Source organism: Bradyrhizobium sp. 190 (genome assembly GCF_023073415.1).
Taxonomy (GTDB): domain Bacteria; phylum Pseudomonadota; class Alphaproteobacteria; order Rhizobiales; family Xanthobacteraceae; genus Bradyrhizobium.
On sequence record NZ_JADPJL010000012.1, the window covers coordinates 369,737 to 392,095 of the forward strand.

General features: G+C 56.3%; 28 protein-coding genes, 1 tRNA gene and 1 pseudogene. 22 read left to right on the plus strand and 8 right to left on the minus strand.

From position 1 onward, the window contains the following. Positions 1 to 117 precede the first annotated feature (117 nt). On the minus strand, positions 118 to 495 hold the full coding sequence (locus tag IVB22_RS10825; RefSeq protein ID WP_247517311.1) for a hypothetical protein: 378 nt from the start codon (positions 493 to 495) through the stop codon (positions 118 to 120). Between the two features lie 273 nt (positions 496 to 768). Between IVB22_RS10825 and IVB22_RS10830 the strand changes: the two genes are divergently transcribed. From IVB22_RS10830 to IVB22_RS10845, 4 genes are all read left to right on the plus strand, one after another. Beyond that, positions 769 to 978, plus strand: coding sequence for a hypothetical protein (locus IVB22_RS10830; protein WP_247517312.1), 210 nt, complete (start codon positions 769 to 771; stop codon positions 976 to 978). A gap of 230 nt (positions 979 to 1,208) precedes the next feature. After that, the gene (locus IVB22_RS10835) at positions 1,209 to 1,634 is read left to right on the plus strand and encodes a hypothetical protein (protein ID WP_247517313.1); all 426 of its coding nucleotides are present in this window, start codon (positions 1,209 to 1,211) and stop codon (positions 1,632 to 1,634) included. Between the two features lie 1,177 nt (positions 1,635 to 2,811). Continuing rightward, positions 2,812 to 3,546 (plus strand): LuxR family transcriptional regulator, encoded by a 735-nt coding sequence (locus IVB22_RS10840; RefSeq protein WP_247517314.1) that lies wholly within the window; start codon positions 2,812 to 2,814, stop codon positions 3,544 to 3,546. Positions 3,547 to 3,672: 126 nt separating this feature from the next. Continuing rightward, positions 3,673 to 3,825, plus strand: a complete 153-nt coding sequence (locus IVB22_RS10845; protein ID WP_247517857.1) for an acyl-homoserine-lactone synthase — start codon at positions 3,673 to 3,675, stop codon at positions 3,823 to 3,825. Here the strand turns inward: IVB22_RS10845 and IVB22_RS41350 are convergent. Continuing rightward, a pseudogene (locus IVB22_RS41350) lies at positions 3,826 to 3,969 on the minus strand (hypothetical protein); the annotation flags it as partial. Between the two features lie 94 nt (positions 3,970 to 4,063). Here IVB22_RS41350 and IVB22_RS10855 point away from each other — a divergent pair. After that, on the plus strand, positions 4,064 to 4,369 hold the full coding sequence (locus IVB22_RS10855; RefSeq protein WP_247517315.1) for a hypothetical protein: 306 nt from the start codon (positions 4,064 to 4,066) through the stop codon (positions 4,367 to 4,369). Continuing rightward, positions 4,359 to 4,502 carry a hypothetical protein gene (locus IVB22_RS10860; protein ID WP_308200377.1) on the plus strand — a complete coding sequence of 48 codons (144 nt, stop codon included), beginning with the start codon at positions 4,359 to 4,361 and terminating at the stop codon, positions 4,500 to 4,502. Before IVB22_RS10855 ends, IVB22_RS10860 begins: the two co-directional genes overlap by 11 nt. Positions 4,503 to 4,717: 215 nt before the next feature. On the opposite strand, the gene IVB22_RS10865 is transcribed toward IVB22_RS10860, so the two are convergent. Further along, positions 4,718 to 4,882, minus strand: a complete 165-nt coding sequence (locus IVB22_RS10865) for a hypothetical protein (protein ID WP_247517316.1) — start codon at positions 4,880 to 4,882, stop codon at positions 4,718 to 4,720. Positions 4,883 to 5,109: 227 nt separating this feature from the next. On the opposite strand from IVB22_RS10865, the gene ligD reads away from it, so the two are divergent. Next, positions 5,110 to 6,003, plus strand: a complete 894-nt coding sequence (gene ligD / locus IVB22_RS10870) for a non-homologous end-joining DNA ligase (protein WP_247517317.1) — start codon at positions 5,110 to 5,112, stop codon at positions 6,001 to 6,003. On the opposite strand, the gene IVB22_RS10875 is transcribed toward ligD, so the two are convergent. Beyond that, positions 6,000 to 6,173, minus strand: coding sequence for a hypothetical protein (locus tag IVB22_RS10875; RefSeq protein ID WP_247517318.1), 174 nt, complete (start codon positions 6,171 to 6,173; stop codon positions 6,000 to 6,002). The two genes, ligD and IVB22_RS10875, sit on opposite strands and share 4 nt — an antisense overlap. 103 nt (positions 6,174 to 6,276) lie before the next feature. Between IVB22_RS10875 and IVB22_RS10880 the strand changes: the two genes are divergently transcribed. Beyond that, positions 6,277 to 6,453, plus strand: a complete 177-nt coding sequence (locus tag IVB22_RS10880; RefSeq protein WP_247517319.1) for a hypothetical protein — start codon at positions 6,277 to 6,279, stop codon at positions 6,451 to 6,453. A gap of 275 nt (positions 6,454 to 6,728) precedes the next feature. Further along, complete coding sequence (locus tag IVB22_RS10885) at positions 6,729 to 6,935, plus strand: hypothetical protein (protein ID WP_247517320.1); 207 nt, start codon at positions 6,729 to 6,731, stop codon at positions 6,933 to 6,935. 61 nt (positions 6,936 to 6,996) lie between these two features. Here the strand turns inward: IVB22_RS10885 and IVB22_RS10890 are convergent, their stop codons facing one another. Both IVB22_RS10890 and IVB22_RS10895 read right to left on the minus strand, forming a co-directional pair. Continuing rightward, positions 6,997 to 7,170, minus strand: coding sequence for a hypothetical protein (locus IVB22_RS10890; RefSeq protein WP_247517321.1), 174 nt, complete (start codon positions 7,168 to 7,170; stop codon positions 6,997 to 6,999). Between the two features lie 109 nt (positions 7,171 to 7,279). Further along, a complete protein-coding gene (locus IVB22_RS10895; RefSeq protein WP_247517322.1) occupies positions 7,280 to 7,555 on the minus strand; it encodes a DNA -binding domain-containing protein in 276 nt (91 codons plus the stop codon). A 337-nt stretch (positions 7,556 to 7,892) separates the two neighbouring features. Between IVB22_RS10895 and IVB22_RS10900 the strand changes: the two genes are divergently transcribed. The 7 genes from IVB22_RS10900 to IVB22_RS10930 all read left to right on the plus strand — a co-directional run bounded on the left by IVB22_RS10900 (position 7,893) and on the right by IVB22_RS10930 (position 14,962). Continuing rightward, complete coding sequence (locus IVB22_RS10900) at positions 7,893 to 8,765, plus strand: ArdC family protein (RefSeq protein ID WP_247517323.1); 873 nt, start codon at positions 7,893 to 7,895, stop codon at positions 8,763 to 8,765. A gap of 258 nt (positions 8,766 to 9,023) precedes the next feature. Further along, a complete protein-coding gene (locus IVB22_RS10905) occupies positions 9,024 to 9,245 on the plus strand; it encodes a hypothetical protein (protein WP_247517324.1) in 222 nt (73 codons plus the stop codon). 906 nt (positions 9,246 to 10,151) lie between these two features. Beyond that, positions 10,152 to 10,709, plus strand: coding sequence for a hypothetical protein (locus tag IVB22_RS10910; protein ID WP_247517325.1), 558 nt, complete (start codon positions 10,152 to 10,154; stop codon positions 10,707 to 10,709). 11 nt (positions 10,710 to 10,720) lie between these two features. Next, complete coding sequence (locus IVB22_RS10915; protein WP_247517326.1) at positions 10,721 to 11,845, plus strand: DUF3800 domain-containing protein; 1,125 nt, start codon at positions 10,721 to 10,723, stop codon at positions 11,843 to 11,845. Between the two features lie 455 nt (positions 11,846 to 12,300). Continuing rightward, positions 12,301 to 12,948 carry a hypothetical protein gene (locus IVB22_RS10920; protein ID WP_247517327.1) on the plus strand — a complete coding sequence of 216 codons (648 nt, stop codon included), beginning with the start codon at positions 12,301 to 12,303 and terminating at the stop codon, positions 12,946 to 12,948. Positions 12,949 to 12,953: 5 nt separating this feature from the next. Continuing rightward, positions 12,954 to 13,199, plus strand: a complete 246-nt coding sequence (locus IVB22_RS10925; protein WP_247517328.1) for an ABC-three component system middle component 6 — start codon at positions 12,954 to 12,956, stop codon at positions 13,197 to 13,199. Beyond that, positions 13,196 to 14,962 (plus strand): DUF2326 domain-containing protein, encoded by a 1,767-nt coding sequence (locus IVB22_RS10930; protein ID WP_247517329.1) that lies wholly within the window; start codon positions 13,196 to 13,198, stop codon positions 14,960 to 14,962. Before IVB22_RS10925 ends, IVB22_RS10930 begins: the two co-directional genes overlap by 4 nt. Before the next feature lie 164 nt (positions 14,963 to 15,126). Here the strand turns inward: IVB22_RS10930 and IVB22_RS10935 are convergent, their stop codons facing one another. Continuing rightward, a complete protein-coding gene (locus tag IVB22_RS10935) occupies positions 15,127 to 16,065 on the minus strand; it encodes a hypothetical protein (RefSeq protein ID WP_247517330.1) in 939 nt (312 codons plus the stop codon). A 73-nt stretch (positions 16,066 to 16,138) separates the two neighbouring features. Next, positions 16,139 to 16,384, minus strand: coding sequence for a DUF2188 domain-containing protein (locus tag IVB22_RS10940; protein WP_247517331.1), 246 nt, complete (start codon positions 16,382 to 16,384; stop codon positions 16,139 to 16,141). A gap of 314 nt (positions 16,385 to 16,698) precedes the next feature. Here IVB22_RS10940 and IVB22_RS10945 point away from each other — a divergent pair, with 314 nt between their 5' ends. The 6 genes from IVB22_RS10945 (at position 16,699) to IVB22_RS10970 (ending at position 22,306) form a co-directional block, all read left to right on the plus strand. Beyond that, positions 16,699 to 16,995, plus strand: a complete 297-nt coding sequence (locus tag IVB22_RS10945; RefSeq protein ID WP_247517332.1) for a nucleotidyltransferase family protein — start codon at positions 16,699 to 16,701, stop codon at positions 16,993 to 16,995. A 35-nt stretch (positions 16,996 to 17,030) separates the two neighbouring features. Beyond that, on the plus strand, positions 17,031 to 17,348 hold the full coding sequence (locus IVB22_RS10950) for a DUF86 domain-containing protein (RefSeq protein ID WP_247517333.1): 318 nt from the start codon (positions 17,031 to 17,033) through the stop codon (positions 17,346 to 17,348). Next, positions 17,348 to 17,635, plus strand: coding sequence for a hypothetical protein (locus IVB22_RS10955; RefSeq protein WP_247517334.1), 288 nt, complete (start codon positions 17,348 to 17,350; stop codon positions 17,633 to 17,635). The genes IVB22_RS10950 and IVB22_RS10955 overlap by 1 nt, the downstream gene beginning before the upstream one ends. A 275-nt stretch (positions 17,636 to 17,910) precedes the next feature. Continuing rightward, positions 17,911 to 18,059: transfer RNA gene (locus IVB22_RS10960), tRNA-OTHER, on the plus strand. A gap of 726 nt (positions 18,060 to 18,785) precedes the next feature. After that, positions 18,786 to 19,370, plus strand: coding sequence for an SNF2-related protein (locus IVB22_RS10965; protein ID WP_253075338.1), 585 nt, complete (start codon positions 18,786 to 18,788; stop codon positions 19,368 to 19,370). Next, a complete protein-coding gene (locus IVB22_RS10970; RefSeq protein WP_253075340.1) occupies positions 19,370 to 22,306 on the plus strand; it encodes a DEAD/DEAH box helicase in 2,937 nt (978 codons plus the stop codon). Before IVB22_RS10965 ends, IVB22_RS10970 begins: the two co-directional genes overlap by 1 nt. Positions 22,307 to 22,359: the final 53 nt, after the last annotated feature.

Here is a 22,359-nt window from a genome sequence, read left to right on the forward strand (position 1 = left end):
CAGTGCGTTTGTTTCCTCGCGGATTCCTGAGTCTTCGTGCGGGGTTAGCCGGTCCAATTCTAGAAACTTCCATTTTCCTTATCGTCTAATCCTGCGCCTAGAGTGCAAAAGCGTAAATCAGAATTTTTGCGCATGAATCGCTCCCTTCCACTTTAACCGAGACAGGACCATGCGCTTTACCGTGATCAAAAAGCCACGCCGTACGTGGCTTGCTATTTTCGCTGCGCTGATGACTGCACCACCGGCCGCCAATGCGGCTGGACCCATCTTGAGAGTCAGTACTGCCTCCGGCCTACCCGGATGCAAAGTCTTCATCATGCCGAATGGCCGCCAATGGCGAGCCCAGAGCCACGACATCTCAGCCGGGGGAAAATGCCCGGCTGAATTTCTGTCCGGTCGGATGATCGGACGAAACCAGGTGCGGCTGGGCAATGGTGCCACCTGCACCTTTGACGAAACCGGCAACGGCACGTGCAGGTAGGAGCCAAAGCTCATGATTAAGCTCTTTGGGATCTGCGCGCTGGCACTTACCGCTGCGCTTGCTTCAAGCACGCCTCTGGCGGCTCAAAGCAGGGAGTACTGCACGGGGCTGTGCGGTGGAAGACCCGGCGGCGAAGCGGCAAACCCGCCTAGCGTGGTTGCTTGTTTCCGCAAGTGCATGGGGGAGAGCGGCAGCAGCGATACCCCGAGCAAGAAGCGACCGACGCAGTCAAAGTAGCCAAAGCAATCTCTTGAAACGCAATAGAAACCTAACCCACGGAGAGACCTATGAAGAAAGTCGCTTTATTTGTAACGGCAGCAGCGATGCTTGCCTTGACCGCTCCTGCAAAGGCGGAGCCGCGCAACGACACACCGCAAGCGCTGGCCTGCATGAAGAAGTACGGTTTCACATACGCCCAATGGCGCGCCAATGCCGTCCCCGGCGAGAAGGCGAACCCGTACCGGGCGTGTCGAGATAGCGGCAAGGGAGGCCGTTAAGTCAACCGCCATAGACGTCGGCCTGAGCGTGAAGCGCAGGAAAGGGATTCAGGACCACCATGGCTTGAACGACCCGCTCCGCGAATTCATGCACAGGCCGTCTTCTGCGGAACGAAAGCCTGACCTCGGACCAGCCCTGCTCGCGCTACTTCTGCTCACTTGCACGGCCGCGAACCTCGCGGCCATAGTCTGGACGGTGCTCAAATGGCGTTAGTGCGGGAGGGCCGAGAGTGATTCACCAATATCCTGAAACCGTCACCTTTGCTGTATTCTCCGACGAAGTGCCAAAGCCGACCGTCGTCATCAAGCGCAACGGCTTGCTGAAGCAGAGAAACCCCTCGCTTAATACCCGTGACGTTACGGTGTTACTTCAGGGCGATGACAAAACGATCGACATCACCGCCAAACAATACCGGGCAATGGTGCAGCTTGTACGGATCGCTTTGCGTCACAACCCGTGTGCCAAGATTGTATTCAACGGGGCAGCGTCGCCCTGGGGGCTCGATTGCTTGCCGAGGTATGACGAACGCTGGATGACCGTTCCAGACGCCATGCGCATGCGGCCAACCAAGATACAAAAGGTGCTCGTGCGCAAGAAGGCCTTGCACCCGGTCATAAAGGAAAGGCGCGCGGAAGCACGGCAAGGTCTCCAGTGAGCATTATCTACTTAATCGCGCGGTGCCTGTTTCCTTCAGAAGAGGAGGTCTTGCGCTGGTATCGATGGCTGTTTCCGTCCGGTGCACCCAAATGGCTCGGGCCTGCGTTGTGGAGCGCCGAGATTGTCGCGCTGCTTGCGGCGTACGCGCTCATTCTTCTGTAGGTTTGCCTGTCATCCTACCAAGAGGGGAATCCGTCACGGGCCAGCGAGGCAAAAGCGCTCAGCTGGCTAGCGGATCTGCAGGGCGTGTTAGCTTGGCATTGCCGCGAGGCGAATGGCCGCTACGTTGAATAACCAAAAGAAAGGCGAAGACCATGAACCTACGTGGCACGCTCGCTCTATGGCTAGGCAAGCTGAGGATCTTCTTCTCGGTAAGCATTAGCCACTAAAGCAACAGGGGCCGTTCGAGCGGCCCCTGTTTTCGTCGAATAACCATTCAGGCGATGGAAGCTGTATGAGTCAGAACGTATTTTTCGTCAATACGTTTCTTAGACCACCTGATGAGGCATTGTCCCTTCGTTGGCGGTCCTTCCTAGATGCGGATGTAGGAGCCACCAGGCGACAGTGGCTACCGGGACAGTGATGATTAGTGTTATCATCACAAAAATCTCAATCCGGCCCCGGCGCATGAAAGCTTTGTGAGCGGCTTCATTATCGACCCAGTGAGATTGCATGGTTGGGCTCCGTGGCATGGTCTTCCAGGCTGACGACAACATAAAACATCACTCATCAGACCGACAGTATGGCCGCACCGCAGAAGCGGGCCAATCTACAACTAAAATTCCGCGACGTAGCGATTTGACATGGTCGTCAGACCTTGCCCCCGGCACACTGGGCTACAACCAAAAACCTGGCCTTTTAAACTTAGCGTCAATGCGAATCTCCCCAGAGCAGCGGCGAGGGATGTCGTCATGCGAGGGGTTGAAGAAGCATGGCGTAACCTGATGACTCGCAAGGTGTTGACGTCCCCCTTCATCGGGGGATTTTTTAATACGCAATGTAAGGAATCGGCACGTTTGTATACGGCGGTGGCAAAAATGAAACGCCCCAGCGTCGTAAATCGGCGGATCGGATGCAGTACACCGTCAGCCAAGTTATGATGCGCACGTGCCAAGATTGGCTCGCGCGCATTGGTATTGCTGTCGTTTTCGCAACGATACAGCCGGCGTCTTACAGTGAACAGTGTTGTCGCCGATTTTATAGAGGCTAGCCGCAAGGCCTCCACGCTTGATCATTTGTCTGAGCAATTCAACACGGCACTTCAGCGATTGGGTTTTGACAAGTGGGCTTACCAGCTCGTCAACCCTCGTCATGACCGCGACCGAAAGCCCGTCATCGTCTCAAGTTATCCGCAGAAGTGGGTGACTCACTACATTGAGAAAGGCTACCAGCACGTTGATCACGTAATCCTGAAAGGTCCGCAACAGATACTTCCCTTTACGTGGAGCGGGCTCTGCAAGCAGTACGGCATGACGGCTCAGCAGAAGCAGTTTTCCAACGAATCTGCCGATAACGAATTGTCTGATGGCCTGGGTATTCCCGTACACGGAGCCAATGGTGCGTACGCCATGGTAAGCATGGCATCACGGGTAAACGGAGATGAATTGCAGAGGCTTCTGAACAACTATCAGAAGGACATCCACATTATATCGCTAGTCTACAACACCGTGGCGCGGGACCTGTTGGAAGCTCAGAAGTTTGGCTCCGTTGTCCCTGTGCTGTCGCATCGTGAAAAGGAGTGCCTGTTGTGGATGTCGCGAGGCAAGACGGCATGGGACACCGCGCAGATCCTCCACGTATCAGAGGCTGCCATCAAATTTCACCTGGCCAATGCGCCGACCAAACTGGGCGTCACGACAACCCGGGAAGCTCTCGTATTCGTGATCATGAAGCGCCTGATAGAACCTTAGTACCTATGCTTAAGGCTAGCTGTCGAAGCTAGACAATATCCACACACTCCCCAAAAAAGGGTTGGGGGAGTGTTCAAGGTTCTATCAGCCGCAAACATGCAGGAATGCAGCGACGATTTCGCATCGATGCACCGGCTACGCCACCGCGTCTTCATTGAGGAACTGCAGTGGCCGGTTGGTGTCATCCGCTCGGTCAACGGAATGGAATACGATCAGTTTGATATTCCCTTTGCCCACTACATTGTTCGGCGCATTGGCCAGCTCGATCTCAGCCTTTAAAGCGTCGATGCGGCGTGCTGCTTCGCTAGCGGTCAGGTTCGGCTCAAACAGTCTCGGCTGGTAAGCCTCGACGCTAAGCGTGCGCAAGGTTGCCAGCTGGCGTGGGATCATGGGAGCGTCGATCTGGTCAGGCAGGCGGGACATCGGAACTCCAAAGGATTCTTTGGCTGGCCTGCATTCTTAACTTGAAATTTGTTCTCAGTTTGTTCTCTATAGGCTCGACCCAGCGAGGTGAGCCATGGACAACCGAATTAACGAAATCCGCAAGAAAATCAGAGCATTAAGGGTCAGCATGCTTCAGGCTGAGACCATCATGCATGACCAGATAAACCGGGACGAGGAATGCTCGGAAATCGCGGGAGAGGTTATGGGGATGCGCGCCGCGATGAGCCTGCTGATCCAGGAGCGTGCCCGGCTGGGCGATCGGGAGCCTATCCTGGTCAACAGCTTCTTCATTCCGCGCCGCGCACCGGCAGCGCCAAGGCCGGTTGCTACGCGCCCGATGAAGCGTCACCTGGTCCCCGCTGAAAAACGTGTCCGATGAGATGGAAATCCTGAAGCTGCGCGGTGAACTGCTCGAACTCGGTTCGATGGTTCGCCAGCTCAAGCAGGCAGGCCTTGATGGCGCGGCGGCGCAGCTCCTGCTTCGCGCAAGCGTGCCGAATTGGAAGACGTAATGTACCGGAGGAAGAATGCCGCCCGAACCTCCCAAGTGGTACGACGAGAGTGTGACTGACCCTTGGCTGAAGTCGCTGGCTGAAACTCGCCGGCTCGCTGCCCGCCAAGGGTGGTGCTACCAGTACGTCCAGGCTCTTATCGTTGCGATCGACCAGTATGCGGAAGCCGCCACAGGCAACCGCTCATATTTCTTGGACAGGCCTCAGCGCATCGGCTAGGCCGCCGACGGTCCGGTCAGGGAGCTATCGGCCCACTTCGCGATGTCGGTTTTCATGGGGTCGACCTTGTCGCACTTCAGACAAAGCATCTCGGTCTTTCCGGTCCGATCCGTCATTGCCATCAGTCGCTTTTTGCACTTCGGGCAGCGGGTTACGTCCATCTAAACCTCCCATCTTCGGGCAATATAACGCCGAAGGAACCGTTGGGTTTCATCAAAAAACTCTTGGTATCATTGGGTTTAGTCCGCTAGCGGACTCAGGAACGGATTCGGATTTCGGCGCTTTAATTTCTGTCCCTCCCGAGGGCGTCTACCTTGGCCCGTCGCATTCGTCCCCCGGTGCGGCGGGCCACTTTTATGTTAGTCTGCCGTTTTGTTTGAGTTGAGTGATGGTCAAGCGTACCGAAATGCCGGGGTTCATTAAGCCCCAGCTTGCGACCCTGAAGGCCAAAGCGCCCAAGGGCGACCAATGGATTCACGAAATCAAATACGACGGCTACCGCGTCCAAGTTCATGTCAACAGCGGTAGGAAGAAGGTCTACACCCGCAATGGGTTGGACTGGACCACACGCTTCTCTCTCATCGCCGGCGCCTTCGACATCTCCGGCCAAGCCATAATCGACGGGGAAGTGGTGGTCGTCCATGAAGGCCGAACAAACTTCTCCGAACTGCAAGCAGAGCTGGCGGCCGGCGGGCAAGACCGGCTCGTGTTCTACGCCTTCGACCTTCTCTGGCGTGATGGCGACCTTCGCAAACTCCCTCAGCTCGGACGCAAGCAGTTGCTGCTGGACCTGATTGGCGAGAACGATATCGAGACGCCGGTCCTCTTCAGCGAACACCTGAGCGGCGACGGGCAGGAGATGTTTGAGCATGCGGCGAAGCTGGGTTGGGAAGGTATTCTCTCCAAGCGGGCAGACGCGCCGTACCGATCGGAGCGGACTGAGGCGTGGCTGAAAATCAAAACCTCCCAGCGCGGAAAATTCCCGATCATCGGGTTCGTGAAAGATCCTACGGGCGTTGCCGCTCTCTATCTCGGCAAGCGCGAAGGAAAAGAACTGGTCTACATGGGCAAGGTCGGCACGGGGTGGTCCCGTACGGTTTCAAGCCAGATTAGAAAACAGCTTGATACCGTGGTCAGCCCGAAGTCCAAGCTAACCAAACCAATCAAGAAGCCGAAGGCCACGTGGGTGGAGCCGTCATTTGTCGCGGACGTTGAGTATCGCGATATTACGTCGGAAGGTCTACTCCGGCAGAGTTCGTTCAAGGGGCTGACGAAGCGCTAAAAACCGCTTTTTTCCTTAAGCGGTTGAAGCTCGTCTTCCTTCTCGATCCGCTGCTCGGGCATGTGGCCCGGCTTGGTTTTGGAAGCCTTCTGGGCGCGCTCTTTATCAGCCGGTTGTTCCTGGGATTTCTCGTCAAGAACAATACCTTGGCTGCTTTTGTCTTTTTGCATGGCATAACTCCTCCCGGAACAACGCGACAATCTGGCATGCGTTCAAAGGAACCACCGCGCTTTTTCAGAGTTTTTCCCGACGTACAACTCTGGAGAGTTTGCAATGCAGGAAGTTGTCGACAAGGTCATGCAGACCTATGGCCTGATGAAGACGATGTCCGGGGAAGAACTTGAAGAAGCCCGCGAGGTCCTGCTGGATTTTCTGTCCAAGCGGCCAGGAACCGATGAGCACACTGCGGCAGTCGATAGCCTGACCTTCCTCAGAAACCTCAAGACGTGAGCGTGCCATGGAAATCGTTTACTTCGTTGGTGCCTTCATTCTTCTCGTCGCGCTGATTTACGGCACTCTCCACACGCGCTACCGGAACAGATACCAGCGCAAGGTTGCGGACCAGGTTGTCCGGGACAGGTATCATCACAACGAAACCTGATTGGTGGCCTAAGTAGGCGCCATGGAGCGCACGGAATGCCAGCGGTCTCAGGAGCTGGGGTCGTGCGCTTTTTTTGGAACCAATGCTTCCCTTCGGCGTTTCGTGTGCATTCTCGGGGTAGAAAATGCGCAACCGCTATAAGCATACCACCACGCTTGAAGAGCGTCTGCTCAAAGCGGCGGGAGATTTGCGGGCCAAAGCGAGAGACTTGCCGCTTGGCAAAGACCGAGACACGCTGCTGGAAAAGGCTCGGCAGTTCGAGAGTCACGTTTCCACGAACGAATTGTTCGCACCACTTCAGAGCGCAGACGGGAAATCAATTAAACCTTAGAGCGCTGCCGAAAGCCCAATGGCAACACTGACTGCGACGAGAGTAAGCGCGAGCTTGCCCATTACTTCTCGTTGCGAACGCCCTTGAATTTCTTGGCGCTCTTCTTCACGGCCATGAATTCTCCGCCCATCTTATTGCGTTTCGTCGAAGTCTGCGTCAGCGGATTCTTCAACTGCGTGCGTTTTTTCACCGCGCCCTTACGTGCGTTGTCACCGGTCGGTTTGTTGACAGCCATGGATACCTCCAAAAGAAACACCAAGTTGTCAATCGGCGGTTTGGTTCCCGACTTAGTATTTGGGGTAGATGCCTGAGCTGAACCGCCATGAACTGTTTCAGCCGATAGCTTAGTCTGCGCCTCCACGGAGAAGGTGACGATAGCCTGTCGCAGTCATCCATTGTGCGCGGGCCAGATGGGTTTCCCATGCCCGTTGCGCTCGCTCAGGTTCGCGATCGGGGTCAATGTGTAGCACGATCCTGGCTACTTCTTTCCAATCCGCCCCCTCGGCGATGGCGTCAAGCAGCCGGAGGTGGGTGATTATGTGCTGCTCATCGTAAACAGTGAGCTGGTTGGATACCGGCGCCTCATCGGAGACGTCGGGATCGAGCGGGGGTTTTCGCATGAAATCTCCTCGTCGTTTGCGTCACTCTCATCTCCGCGGATAAACCGTCGTTGGTCCGTGCGGTAGTCCCTTTAAATGCACCACGTGGTGCGCTGCTGGCACCACTGCCAGCGGCCGTCCCGAGGAATCCGTCGGGTTGATCGGTTGCCTTCTCGATCCCATTGCCAAGCTCTCCTTGGCGTCCACTGGCCATGCTTATCGGCTGACCTGACGCAGATTTCCGCTCGCTGCAAGGGTCAAGCCCTCGCGCAGGCGCGCCCTGCGGGTGCAGCTCCCGTCTCTCTCCGTCCTTTCGGTCGCCGGCACGGCCGAGTGGCCGCCAGCAAAGGAGAGACCAATGAGCAAAGAACGTTTCGATATTCACCAGTACCTCACGGACCGCATCGTCTCGGCCATCGAGGCCGGGGCAGGGGAGTGGCAGATGCCTTGGCATCGTGGCAGCGGTGGCCGCCATCCCGTCAACATCGCGTCGGGCAACAAGTACCGCGGGGTCAACGTCCTTGGCCTGTGGGTTGACGCGCAGGTGAATGGCTACAGTTCCCACCAGTGGGGCACTTACCGGCAATGGGCCGAGAAGGGCGCCACCGTCCGCAAGGGCGAGAAGGCGTCTTACGTTGTCTTCTACAAGCAGATCGAGATAGACGCCGAGGAAGGCGCTGAAACGGATTCCGCGCGGCGCTTATTTGCCCGAGCAACGCCTGTATTCAATGCCGATCAGGTCGAGGGCTTCGGTGAAGCGGCGACTGAGGTTGCTGTTGAAGGCCTGGACAGCGTCGACACCTTTATCGCCGGTACCGGTGCAACCATCGTCCACGGCGGGGGCCGTGCGTGTTTCATCCCCAAGCTGGATGAAATCCATATGCCTGAGCGGACCTCTTTCATCGGGTCCGCCACGTCCACCGCCACTGAAGCCTACTATTCAACTGTACTGCACGAGTTGACCCACTGGACGGCTCCTGCGCACCGTTGCAACCGGGATCTGTCCGGACGATTTGGCAGTGAGGCCTATGCGATGGAAGAGCTGGTTGCCGAGCTTGGCGCTGCGTTCCTTTGCGCCGAGCTTGGGATCACCGTTGAGCCGCGAGCCGACCATGCACAGTACCTGGCACATTGGTTGAGCGTGCTGAAGGCCGACAAGCGGGCCATCTTTACGGCAGCGTCGAAAGCGGCCGAGGCCGCTGCGTTCTTATCCAAGCCGCCGCCGAGGTGACTCGTCAGCCGCCTTAAAGCTGCTTACGAATTAAGCACCGTCCATTGCGCTTGTTTGGCAATCCTCAGATTGTCGGCCGCATGGACATCAAAGAACTGCAAGAGAAAATTGAGCACTATCGCATCCTTGAGGACGAGGTAGTGACCCGGCAGAACGCCGCAACGACCGATGCTGCGCGCTTCGAATGTGAACGCATGCGCCGCCTCATCCAGGTTGCTGTCTCCGGCCTGTTAGACAGCGCAAAGAGAGAATTATCACGTGACCACACTGGACGAGTTGAACATCAGGCTGTTCGTAGCCAGGCAAGAGCTTAGAGGCTTCGAGGAGGCCAGCGCGGACGCCAGAAAGTCCGCGCGTGAGCCAAATGCCGAGTTTGCCCCGGAAATCTATTTGAGTCTCGCCGCAGACATCGACGCCCAGGCCAGCGCCAAACGTCAGGAAATCATTGAGCTGGAAGCGGAGCGCGCCAAGCTTCTGTAGTTCGATCGCGGGGCGGTTATGAATGACTGACCCAGATCGGTGCGTCCGCCTATGGCGGACCGGGCTCTACTCGCTTTGCTCACCAAGCCGCGTCGCGTCTTGGCCGACCGGTAACGATCCCTTGCGCAAGAACATGCGGTGCCCCTTGCCGGGGAGCTTGATCCCGTCTCCCGCCTGATAGCGGCGCTTTGCTGGCGCTGCTTCGGTCTATTGCGATGCTAGGCACTTTCAAAACGCTCATGCATGCATTCTGAGAACGAACAAAGCGGAATGGTCCCGGCTTGTTCGCGGTTTGAGTCGGGTTTGGTCAGGGTGGGAAATCAACGGGGTAAAGTGTTGGGCCGCGCGGCTTCGTGCTTTGTTCTAGCTCACCAAGCCCACCTCGCGGCTTGGCCATCCAGTGACGATCCCTCGGGCAAGACATACGGTGCCTCTCGCCGGGGGCGTTCGATACCGTCTCCCGCCTGGCGGCGGCGCTTTGCTGAGACTCCTGCGGGCGCCCTTTCAGACCGGTCTCGGGGCTGCACTCGGTCCCGCGCCCGGCTGCGCCGCCGCTTTGCTGGCGCTCCTGCGGGTGCATTTTCATTGATGAGCGCCGCTTCGCTGCGCTCATGGGCCGATTGTTTGTATGATGAAGGCTATGGGGCTTCGCCCCTCGCGCGGGCAAGGGGCCGAGCCTCGGTCGCTGCGCTTCCTGCGGCCGCACCAAGACGCCCTTGCCCTTGCTACCCCCAGTCCTCGCCGGACAGGCAGGGTTCATGCCGGGCATGAACAAGCGCCAGCAGCAGAAGACCAGAATTACTGGAGGCGCGTTAGAGCTGAATGCAGCGGACGCTTTTTTGTGTCGGTTGAGGTATGGTCGTTTCCATTGCTTGAAACGGATGAATTTGTGGAGGGGAGGGTATCATGGAAAACCAGCCAGCGAAGATTGCGACGATTTGCGGGTGCATCGACCACTGCTTTTCGTATGCAATGTGGTGTGAGGACTTTGCCCCATATCTCGATCCGGACGATATGATTTGGGGCTTAGATCGAGCAGCCGAACTTCTTTCCGATGCAACCAGGCTGCAGAGCTTTCTTGCATTGCGCAAGCTGGATGATTTTTTCGGTGGCGTGAAGCCCAGGGATGGGGATCTCACGGCTGCCGACTTCGGCATTGATGTGCCGAGCGTGCTTGGGGAAGTCGGTGCCACTTTCCTGTCGAAGGAGGATGAGCGCGAGAAAATCAACAAGGGCGTTGCTCACCTCACCGAAGAGCTTTCCCTCGACGATGACAGCGAAGTTGATCTTCATCAGATCCTCAAGCGCTCGATACCTGTTCTCACCAGGCTGGTGGCAGAGCTTAGGAAGCGGGAGGCCGCGCAGGAGGCCACCTACTGGCTTGATAGAACCGATGACTTGATTAAGCGCGGCAAGGACATCAAGACACCGGCCGAGAAGCTCGCCGAGGCGCAAGCAGGATAGGCTTGCGGTAGATGGACATAGACGAGCTGCGGAATGCTGGAATACAGCTGAACGGCCTGACCAAGGCCGACCACGTCTATACATTTTACCACGACGAAACCAACAATATCCGTCGGTTGCACATCAATGCGGGTCGCTTGAACGTTGCCGAACTGAAGGTGTTCGTGTTGGGCGGCATCGCGCATGAGGGCGGGCCGCGACCGATTGAGATACAGTCGCTCCGCGAGGCGATGCGTATTCAAAAGTCGGCCGTTGAGATCAAGCTTGAGCATGTAGCCAAGGGTGATTTCCTGGGTGTATTGGCTTCCAGGAAGCTAACCACGTTCTTGCGGTGGATTGCCGATAGTGGGCTGATGATCCATTACCACGACCTGGACCCGCTCTATTGGTCGATCGCCGATATCATCGATTCGATATTGCCCAATCTTGGTGATCGCGGGCTCTTTCCCTACCACTCCCTGCTGAAGAGTGACTTGGTAGAGGTTCTGCGATGCAATGTCGCCGCAACCATCAAGCTGTTCCATGATTACGGGTATCCGGGATTATCACCCGAGGGGCGTAAGCCGTTCTTGGAAAAGCTCGTTGAGCTGGTTGACCACTACAGCGCCGCTCTGCCGGTGCAGAATAAAACGGTTCTCAGAAGTGTTCTCAGGGCCGGACGAACGCTGGAAAGCCTGGACTTCATCGAGGGATATCCATCCAACCTCTTGATCGATGAATTCAGTACCTTCTATCTGGGCCGCATCGCGTTATTCAAGCATTCCAGCCATATCCTGGATATGGAGGAGGGCATTCGAGATCGGCTCTTGGCATCGCCGCTTACGAGCAATGGCAGCCCGGTTACAAATTTCCGATTTGCGGATTCCAAAGCTGAGCCCGGCATCCAACTGTCTGATGTGGTTGTCGGTGTACTCGGTAAGATGCATACCTACTTCACGAATACGGAGCGCGATGAAGTTGCGGCAGACCGAACAGCTCTGTCAGGACCAAGCCTGGAAAACGTGAACCTCCTCCGCGATCTTATTTCCGCTTCACACGAAGCCAACATTGCGTTCCTGAATCATGTTGCGAGCGTGCATGATGTAGAGAAAATCGATCTGTTTCTGCGGTTTTCAGATGGAGCTTATGCAGCTTGAGGGCATTGCCGCCAAGTTCATCGGCTCAACCACGTCGAGCGCCACTGAACGGCCGCGTCGAAGGCGGCCGAGGCCGTTGCCTACCTTCCCAGCAACCTGCGAAGGAGGGGGGCCCTTAGGGTTCAATCCAGCCGCCGCACCCCATGCAGCCGACTGTTGCAACGGCGCTTTGCTTCCGCGTCCAAATGCGAAAACATGGTGCAGTATTGCTCCATGGCCCTCGGCGAGGCACACAATTTGTGGTAGTCAACTGCCAGCCAACAAACAGAAGCCAAGCGCGTGATAGGAAACGGGACCCTGTGAACTCTCTCAGTTCGACACCCAGCGAGCCGCCTGCCAAGGCAAGCCCACCTGCACGCAACTATTCCCCAAAAACCCTGAAAATATTGTTTGCCCTGTCTGGCAACAGATGCGCGCATCCGACTTGCAACGAACCGGTTATTGCGAATGCGACCGTGGATTCCACCGACCTTGTGGTCGGGCAGATTTCACATATCTATGCGCATAGCGACAAGGGACCGCGCGGTAAGCCCGGGATGACCGAGAAGGAGCGTAACCAGGCAGATAACCTGATGCTGTTTTGCCCAACCCATCACGTGATTATAGATGGGCAGCACGAGACCTTTACTGCAGAGACGCTTCTCGGTTGGAAACAGCAACACGAACGCCGCTACCGCGACAATCTCTCGGCAAGACTTACGGACATCGGCTATGCAGAGCTTGAGGTTGCCGCGCGCGCACTGCTTGCACCGGCAGTGGTCGGTAACGGAGATTACGGAAATATCCCCCCGGCAGAGAAGATTGCGAAGAATAAGCTTGGCGCGACATCAACTGCACTCCTGACCTTGGGCGCGGCAAAGTCAAAAGAGGTAGAGCGCGTGCTGCTCGATGCTGCACAGTTGGATGCTGGATTTCCCGAACGTCTGCGCAACGGCTTCGTTACCCGGTATGATGCGTTGCGGGCTGAGGGACTGGCTGGGGACGATCTCTTTTTAGCCATGTACGAATGGTCAGGCGGCGGTGGCGCTGATAAAGCTCGGGAAGTCGCAGGCTTGTGCATCCTTACCCACCTGTTCGTTATCTGCGATGTCTTTGAGAAGTAATTGCCATGTCTGTCCTTCCCACAAAGTACGTCCCCATTGATTCCTCGATACTGGGTGTAGCATCAATTCTGCTCGGTGATTTAGGCTCGAATGACACTGTTTCCTCGTTGTGGGACCGTGTGAGGACCATGCCGCAAGTCCGTACTTTCGATCGCTACGCAGAAGCTCTTACTTTGCTTTTTGCTGCGCGCATTGTGGACCTACGCCGTGGCATTCTGGTGCAGACCCGTGAAGCTGGTGCATCGCAATGATCCGGCGCGTTTGGTCTGACCTCGCAACGTTCAAGGAGGCTCGATTTGACGCGGGCTTTAACGTGGTGCTGGCCGATACAGCTGAAGATTCGAAGGAAACCGAAAGCACCAATGGACTTGGTAAGACGACCCTGATCCGCATCATACACTTCTGCCTGGGCAGTGACTTGGCCAGGGATAAGGCTCTCAATCATCCCGATCTGGCCGGTGTAACTTTCGGTCTCGATTTGCAACTCGGCGAAGCCCTCGTAACGGTTTCTCGGAATACGGCGACGCCAAAGGAAATTGTAGTCAGTAAATCCCTGGTCGAAGCCCTTTCGATCGAACGCAAAGCCCTCGATGACGAGATGGTCGCAATTTCCCTGGATGACTGGAAATGGGTGCTTTCGGAGCGCTTTTTTCCCTTTGCACGCACGCAGCCAGGAACTTATCAGCCTTCGTTCCGTGACATAGCCGGTTACTTGATGCGCGTTGGAAAGCCAGCTTTCACCGATCCACAGCTATCGTTTCAGGGACAGCCGGGCGCTTCAAAGAGACTCACCCTCAGCTTCTTGTTGGGGCTTAACTGGGGACTTCAAAGATCCATCCTCGATCAGATAGCAAACCGGGGCCACCTCAAGGACGCCTCGAAATTGCGTCGCACTGCCGAAAGTTCAGGGGACCAAAAGTCAATTGGAGAGCTTGAAGCTGAACGCGTTACGCTAGAAACGCTGCTGCGGACAAAACAAAAGGAGGTTGAAGCGTTCAACGTCCGCGAAGACTATCGCGATTTAGAGGCGAATCTAGGTGCCATCGACCGTCAATTGCACGACACTATAAACGAAAATTTCGCTGATACTCGCCTTCGCGATTATTACCTCCAAAGCACAACGGAAGTGCCAGAAGCGGATAGAGCGCGACCACTGGCCATTCTTCAAGATGCGGGTGCCATTTTTAAGGAAGAAGCCCTTCGAACACTCGGTGAGGTGGCTTCGTTCCACGAGCAAGTGTACCGGAATCGCAAGGAATTCTTGCAAGGGGAGATAGCTCGTCTCAGTGATGCAATAAACGAGCGGAACGAGAGAACAGACCAGCTATCGAAGGAGAAGCAGCGGCTGCTTGGCGTGCTGCGGACGAGCGGAGCAATAGATACTCTGATAGCGCTCCAGCGTACTCATACCGATCTCAATGCGCGTCATCAGGTTCTTTTGTCTCAAATCGACGAGCGAAAGGCAGTCGATCGGAAGAGCGACGAGATCGCGGCCGGAATTGCGCGCGACAAGACCCTGTTGAAAAGCGATTTGGAGGATCGGCGAGAAGCAATCGATGAGGTTCGCGCTCTCTTTGCTGAGTACACTCAGGTTCTTTATGGCCGACCAGGTCGTCTGGGCGTTGATGTGGGCCCGGAGGGCTATTCGTTCTCATTCACAATCGACCGTGAAGGAAGCGATGGCGTTGATCAGATGGTCGTTTTCTGTTTTGATCTTACGGTTGCCAGCGTCTGGGCGAAGCGCGGACAGGGCTTTCTGGCTCTCATCCATGACAGCTCGCTCTTTGCGGATGTGGACCCGCGCCAATATGCGGCGGCTTTGAAGCTCGCCGCAGAAAACTCGGAAAAATATGGCTTCCAGTATATCTGCTGCTTGAACGTTGGCTCGCTGCCGCGCGATCACTTCGCTGACTTTGACATTGAGCCGTTTGTCCGCCTGAGGCTTACGGATAAAGGGCCCGAGGGGCGCTTGCTTGGTAAGCAGCTTCCTCCGCGTGAGAAAAATGCAGCATAAGCGATGAGACCTGTATCGCAGCCGTTCGGCCCCCGGTGCACTAGGGCACTCCACTTCAAAGCGGCAAAAGAACTGGCAATGATGGGATGGATAATCATCTATCGCATTGTTACTGAAAGAATATATCGCCAGTTCGAGCGGGAAAAACATAAGGTCTTGCAGCCTTATGAAGGTGGGGTCGGTGCCGAAAAGCCCGTGAAAAGCTTTTGGCCAAGACTTTCAACGATCCCAATGGCCTGTGCTACCTCGTCGGAGGATACACGAACACGGCGTCCTGCTACTGCATCCGGATCAGCCGCCTTACGAACGTAGTCTTCATCCACCACCCCCATCTTGTGAGCAAGCAGGTGCCGTTTTTCAAACGCCCGAACGATAATGGCCCAAGAGTCTGCGTCCAGGTCAGCAGCAAAATCGAAACTGAAAGTCTCCTGAACTCGCCGCCTCGCGGCAGTGATATTTTGGAAGCGAATGTCGGAGCCTTTTTGAGAACACAACTCGCGCCCGAAGCCATCAAACGCGGATACGATGTTTTCTAGGGCGTCACCGATCAGGTGCTCGCTCAAATCGGTATCCAGGGTCTCTGCGAGGGTAAGCTCCTTTCGCGCGAGTTCGAGATTCTTGATCAAGATATGCAGCGAGTTGTGGGCTCCGCAGTCTGGACACCACCCGAACACGCCGTAAATAGCAAAGTGCAACGTGCATTTGTCACAAACCACTTTCGTTTCAAGCTGCTTCTCCTGATAGGAGCGAACAGGCGGTAAGGGAGAGTTTTTTACTTTGAGACTGATGCCGATCCCAAATCCACCTTTTGGCTTGTGATCGAATTCGAGCGACTTCAGGTCCTTTTGAAAGGCGTCTGCGACCTGCCGAAAAACCACTGATTGAGCATATTCAAGTTGGGCCGGTGTGAAGAATTTGTCATGTTCGGCAGTATGCCCACAGTAAGGGCAGTGACAGGGAGCTGGATCTTTTAGACCCGTGCCAGGTTTGATCTTGAAATAGCCCAGGCATGAATCAACCGGGCATTCACGGCCGATATACCCGTCCTCGTCGGGTTCAAGCGGAATCGAAAATTGATTCCCGAGTCTTTCTACGTGGCTCATGGATTCTCGCTTGTTTCTCCAACGCGTAACAATGCTCTACTTACTCATGGGGTCTCATATAGTGAGAGTCCGCTCAACCTTTGGATTCTTTGGGATCCGCGCTGCGTGGGAAGGTGCGTTCCTCTTGGAATTTCCCGTCCTGCTTCTGGATCTTTACGGAGCCTCCTGCCGCTCCAAGAGCTTTCTCTAGAGCCCCACCGGCAGTGGCCTCAGCTTTGTTATCAAAGGACTTCACGAGCTTGTTCGTTTTGTCCTGGCGTAGATCCCATGATTCCTTCTTCTCGTTGTAAGAGAGAGTAGCTTTTGGAAGTTTGGTCATCGTTCTCCTCCTTGCTTAGAGCTTAACAATACTCCTTTTCTGGTGTGGTGGCACTCCACCTTTGGCACTACCGACAGTAGGCGTCCGTCCTCCCAGCCTTGAGAGGAATGTTGGCTGATAAGATTGGGTTGCAAAGGCAGTTGGCTGCCTTGGACGAGGGTGAGTAGCCCGGCCTCATTGGGAAAACCTTGAGGTAACTATTTGAAAATCTTAGGTTGAATGGCGTGGGATTTCGTACACAGGGCCTCCTGAGAAGCTCAATCCACTAGAATTCGCTTTTGGCGGGTCCCATATGTTTATGGTAGGATTGGCCCATGAACCGGATAGCAGCTGTTAAGAAACTTCGTACTTTTTCCACCGCTCTCAAAGAGTATGGGGCAACGTCGTTGTACCTGTTCGGCTCGACCGCTCGTAACCAAGCTACGAGCAAAAGTGACCTTGATCTCTTTCTCGACTACGACCCTCGCAGCAAGTTCAATGCTTTTGACCTGGTAGCCGCCAAGCGGTTGCTCCAGCAAGGCATGGGGGTTGAAGTCGACTTGACCACCCGGAATGGGTTGCACCCCCTGATCCGAAAGAAGATCGAGTCTGAGGCTACTCGGGTCTTCTAATGCCGACACGTACCTCCTTGCTCCGCATCCACGACATGCTGGAAGCCATTCGGGGTATCGAGAAGGCCATTAAGGGAAAATCTTTTCGGGACTATCAGCGTTCATGGGTTCTGCGTTCGGCGGTAGAACGCGGCGTAGAAGTGATCTCAGAGGCCAGCCGTCATCTTGAGCAGAAGCTGAAAACACCCCACAAGGAAGTCCGCTGGAAAGACATCGCCGGCATTGGCAATGTCCTGCGGCATGAGTACCAGCGTGTGGATGGTCAGATTATCTGGAAGGCGGTGAAGGATGATCTGCCGCCGCTCAAAGAAGCTCTTTTGGAGATAAAGTCTTCTCTAGAGGAAGACGAATAATGAGCAACGATAAGAAGGTGACCGTCGGCAGCGGTAACGTGTTCGCAGACCTTGGCTTTGCCAATCCCGAAGAAGAACTCCTCAAGGCAAAACTTGACCGAGAACTTCGCGCCAAGAGAGCAAGAGCCAAACCGTTCGTGCTGGGCGCTGTGGCCTTTGCGCAGATCAGCGCTGTAGAGGGCATCAAACTGACCCCGGCAATGAAGCGGCGGGCCGCCAAGGCCGATAAGCAAGGTCTCACCGCTGCCCAACGGCGCCGGGCCATCATCAAGGCGTACAGCAAGTAGGCGAAAGGTCTGATGAGCTATAGGAAGCGCGTTTCTATAGCTCACGCGTATTGTCCTGCGCTTCAAACCGGCAAAAGAACCGGCAATAGAAAGGGCAGGGGGCGTGCCTAAGATTTTGTTTTCTTGAACATCTGAAGGGAAAACGAACCGGCAAATCCGGCTTGGGGAGGGCGTGCCAGTCTACCAAGAGCTCGGCGGCGAGCGATAATCCACGTTGAGTCCCAGGTGGGAGGGTCGTCAAGAGGGGTTGCCTAATTGTGTGACGTATGTCACATTGGGGGGTATCTAAGCTACTGATTTAGCACAAGTTCTAGCACAAGAATATTTTTGGTACGGAATTCTGTTTAAATATCAATCAACTATCTGGATCGCTATCCGTCTCATAACCTGAAGGTCATAGGTTCAAATCCTATCCCCGCAACCAAGTTTTAAGCCCTTGAGAACGTTTCGTTTTCGAGGGCTTTTTGCTGCGCTAAACTTGGCTGGAAATTTCGCTCGTGGAAGCGCCGTGGAAGCGGCAGGAGGAAAGTCGCAGCGTAGAATCGGCGCGGGCAGACGCGGCGTAATGACTCGATTGTGATCGCTGGTCGATGGGTTTGCGCCGCAACTCACTTCAACAGCGCGCGTTTCGGAGACCGCGTGCGAGCAAAAACCGAACACTCACCTCCGTCGAACATTCCGCCGTGCATGCACAGAAGTGGTTTGTCTGTGGAACAGGAGGTCGGTGGTTCGAGCCCACCCAACTGTACCAACGAAATCAAGCAGTTAGGGCTAATCCGCGAAAATCCGAAAGCTGCCTTAGCTACCATATAGCTACCGTGACACCTGCTAATGCTTGGTCCTCAGCGGGTCCGCTTGCTTGACCAACCGTTGCCAACAGCCCTGCAGGTAATCGTCGCAGATTTGTTCCCCCTGCAGTGGTAGCTCTTTGCCCGCGGCCATCGGTGGCGCTCGGGTCACTTGCCGACCGTGGCCACGCGCGTGCCTGACGCATTTCTCATTTTGATCTGTCATCGCGGACGCCCATGGGTTGTCTTTGGGGACCCGCGAAAGTGGGGCTTGCAGGCGGACAAATCCGACGGCACTCTTAAATTTATCAGGCAGGGTTTGGCGTGTAATGTCGTCGGGGCGGGGGCTACAAACCAAGATATTGCGACGCGCCCGGTCACCCGGCGAATACGCGGTCTATCGCGCGGCGCTGGAGTGGGGGCTCACCGATCCTATCGTGATCGAAAGCCGAGACGATTTTAAATCCGAGACCCGTTGGAAGGATCGGCTGGAGCCCTTTCATCATCAGGTCCAAAATCTCATCACCTTCTGCCGCCGATTGCCAGTGACTTTGCTTGCGGACGACGTCGGCCTCGGCAAGACGATTTCGGCCGGGCTCGTCGCAAGCGAGCTGATTGCGCGCAATCGCGTCGCCAAAATCCTCATCGTCGCGCCAAAACTGCTCGGCCCCCAATGGAAGGACGAACTGGAATCCAAATTCGATATTCGGGGTGAGGTGGTCACCGGAAGCAAGCTCGCCTCGGTCAAGCCTGCCGACGTCGGCGCAGTCATCACGACCTACCATTCGGCTCGCGCGCATCTCGACAAGATACCCGACGACCGCTTCGACATGCTGGTGTTGGATGAGGCGCATAAGCTGCGTAATCTCTACGGAGTCGATCCTACGCCGCAAGTCGCCAAGGTCTTCATCGCACGCTGCAGCAACGCCGCTTTCGTTACGTGCTGATGCTCACCGCGACGCCAATCCAAAACAGGCTATGGGATCTCTACTCGCTGGTCGACCTGCTCACCGTCGCGCGGGGACACGAAAATCCCTTCGGCAGCGAGGGTGCGTTCACCCGCCGCTTCATCGCCGACAAACGCGAAACCGCGCGCGTTCTAAAACCCGACGCGCGGGAAGATTTCCGCAAGATCGTGTATGGCTACATGTCGCGCGTGCGTCGAGGCGACGCCAATCTGGATTTTCCTGAGCGCAAGATTCAACTGCACAAGGTCGCACCGTCGTCGGAGGAGCTTGAGCTCATCAACGCCATTGCTAAGCCCATTCAGAAGCTCAATCGCCTTTCGCAAATTAGCATCCTACAGGCGCTGACCAGCAGCCCGCACGCGCTCATGGCGCAGCTCCAAACGATGGCTCGCAATAAGACCGTACCTATGGAGTTAGCGGCAACCGTGCAGGCTATCGTAGTGCCCATGCGAACGAGCGCGAAGCTTGAGGGCCTCCGGCAACTCGTCGAAATGCTGCAGCAGCAGAATCCGACTGGCTGGCGCATGGTGGTGTTCACGGGGCGGCGCGAGACCCAGACAACCATTCAGAGTTTTCTTGAAGGGCTCGGCCTCAAGGTCGGCATCATCAACGGGTCGTCCGGCCAGCGGAACCAGGACACCATCGCCAGGTTTCGCGCCGATCCCCCCGAGATACGAGCCATCGTCTCGACCGAGGCCGGTTCGGAGGGCGTCAATCTCCAGATTGCCAACGTGCTGATCAATTTCGATTTGCCTTGGAATCCGATGATCGTCGAACAGCGCATCGGTCGAGTTCAGCGCTTGGGCTCCGAGCACAAGAATGTTGTCATCTACAACGTCATGTTGGCCGGCACGTTTGAGGAATACATCGTCGGTCGTCTGATGACCAAACTTCAGATGGCGACGGACGCCATCGGCGATATTGAATCGCTACTTGAGGCATCAGGGGTCGGCGATGGCGAGGAGGGCGCCGGCTTCGACGAGAAGATCCGCGAGCTTGTGGTCGCCGCCCTTGCCGGACGCGACATGGCGGCGGCCGCTGAAAAGATTGCGCGCAGCATCGACGCGGCCAAGAAAACCCTCGAAGAGGAAAAGGCCAACATCGACATCACGCTCGGCGCGATGGACGGTTACGAATATGTCGGGCCGCAGACCCCGACGCTCGAAAAAGTTCGCCCTTCGATGGAGTTCGAGCCCTTCGTTCGCGCGGCATTCGCCAATCTTGGTGGCACGATCAGTGAGGTCGCGCCCGGTGTCCTACGCGTCACCATCAAGGGAGCACCGGAGTATGTCCGGTTCCGCGAAGATGCTGGCGTCGATTACGCCAAGGCACCGCTTTACCATCCAGGAAGCCCGTCGTTCCTACGACTCGTCGACCGGGTGACGGCTTCGGGCCTTCATCAGGTGCATGACGCCGATGACGAACCGCGGCGGAAGCTGGAGGAATTGGCGTGCGGCTGGGTGGCGGATTTCGGTGGTAATCTACTCAAAGTCACCGTGCTTGGTGCGCAACGGCGTTTTGAGGGAAATGCCACTGCCCGCGTACGCGCGACGACAGGTCACGACAGTTACGAGCGCATTGTAACCATCGACTGCAAACCATCCGACGAAGTTCAAGCGGCGACGGCACTCGACTCACTGCCCGAACTACTGCAGCAGCCTGAAATGGTCGGTGCGGACGCTGCCCGTATCCTAGACGAAGCGCTCCGTGATCCGAACGTTGTCGAATTCAGCCGCTTCTACCTCGAACGGCGCGAGAACGAATTGCGCGCCGCCGGAAGCGACGTCCGCAAACGCAAGAAGCTTGAAGACGATTTCACGCCGCGGATCGATGCCACTCTTGTTGCTTTAGACGGACAGGTTAGCCGGCGCGCCAACCTCATGGTGAGCTATCAATTGGAAGGCGCGTCTTATGAGAGCGAGCTCGTCATCTCGCCCTCCGACGGTCGCATCGAGTCGGCGCCCGCACTGGAGCAGTGCGCGCTGGCGCACCTCATTGTGCCAGCCGACTGCCTCGCCACCTGCGCATTATCCGGCACTCGCGCCATGAAGCACCGGCTTGCTCGCTCTGAAGTGAGCGGCCGCTATGCCTTGCCAGAACATCTTCTCCGCTGCTCGCTGTCTGGAAAGCCAATGCTCGTCGATGAGGCCGGTATGTCCGATATCACGAATGCCGTTGTCGATCGGACGTTGCTAAAGAAATGCGCCATCAGCGGCCGCAAGGGAGAGCCGGCGCATTTCGGAACATGCGCCTTCACAAAGGCCGACGTGCTGAAGGAGCAGCTCGGACAAAGCGAGATTTCAGGCAGACCTTATCGGCTGGACCAGGAGGCTATCTCTGCATTTTCCGGTACGCGCGGACACGCTCAGGAATTTGTGCGGTGTCAGGAAACAAGACGGTTGTTGCTGCCTCGTGAAGCCGAACGTTGCGCCAAGACCGGCAAGATCGTCGCTCCCGACGTGCTTCGACCCTGCGCCGTCTCGGGCGGGCGCGTGTTGCCCAACGAACTCCGCGCGTCGTCGGTCAGTGGCAAGCGCGTTCTGCCAGAACACCTAGTCAGCAGCAGCGTTTCAGATGCCGTGTTCCTGGAAGAGGAAGGGGTGCGGTCGGCCTACGGTAAATTCTGTGCGCCCGTCGAGGCCAAGCGGTGCCAGTGGAGTAGCGCAGCGACGCACCCCGACGACATTCGTACGTGCGCGCTGCTTGGCTTAGCCGTGCATTTTCAGTATCTGACCGATGAGTCCAGACGTTTGCAGCCCATGGAAGAGCTACTTGCCGGCACGCGCCGAACAACGGATGCGCACGATCGATGGGACGGCCTTCATCCCTCGGTCGCGGGCGCGCTAAAGACCTCAAAGTGCAACATCGAAGCCGGGAAGCTTTCGCCCGATGACGGAATCTCGCGCTTGCTGTAGAGGTCAGATCCATGTTCGGCTTAAGAACTCATCACGCGGGCATGCTCTACTCG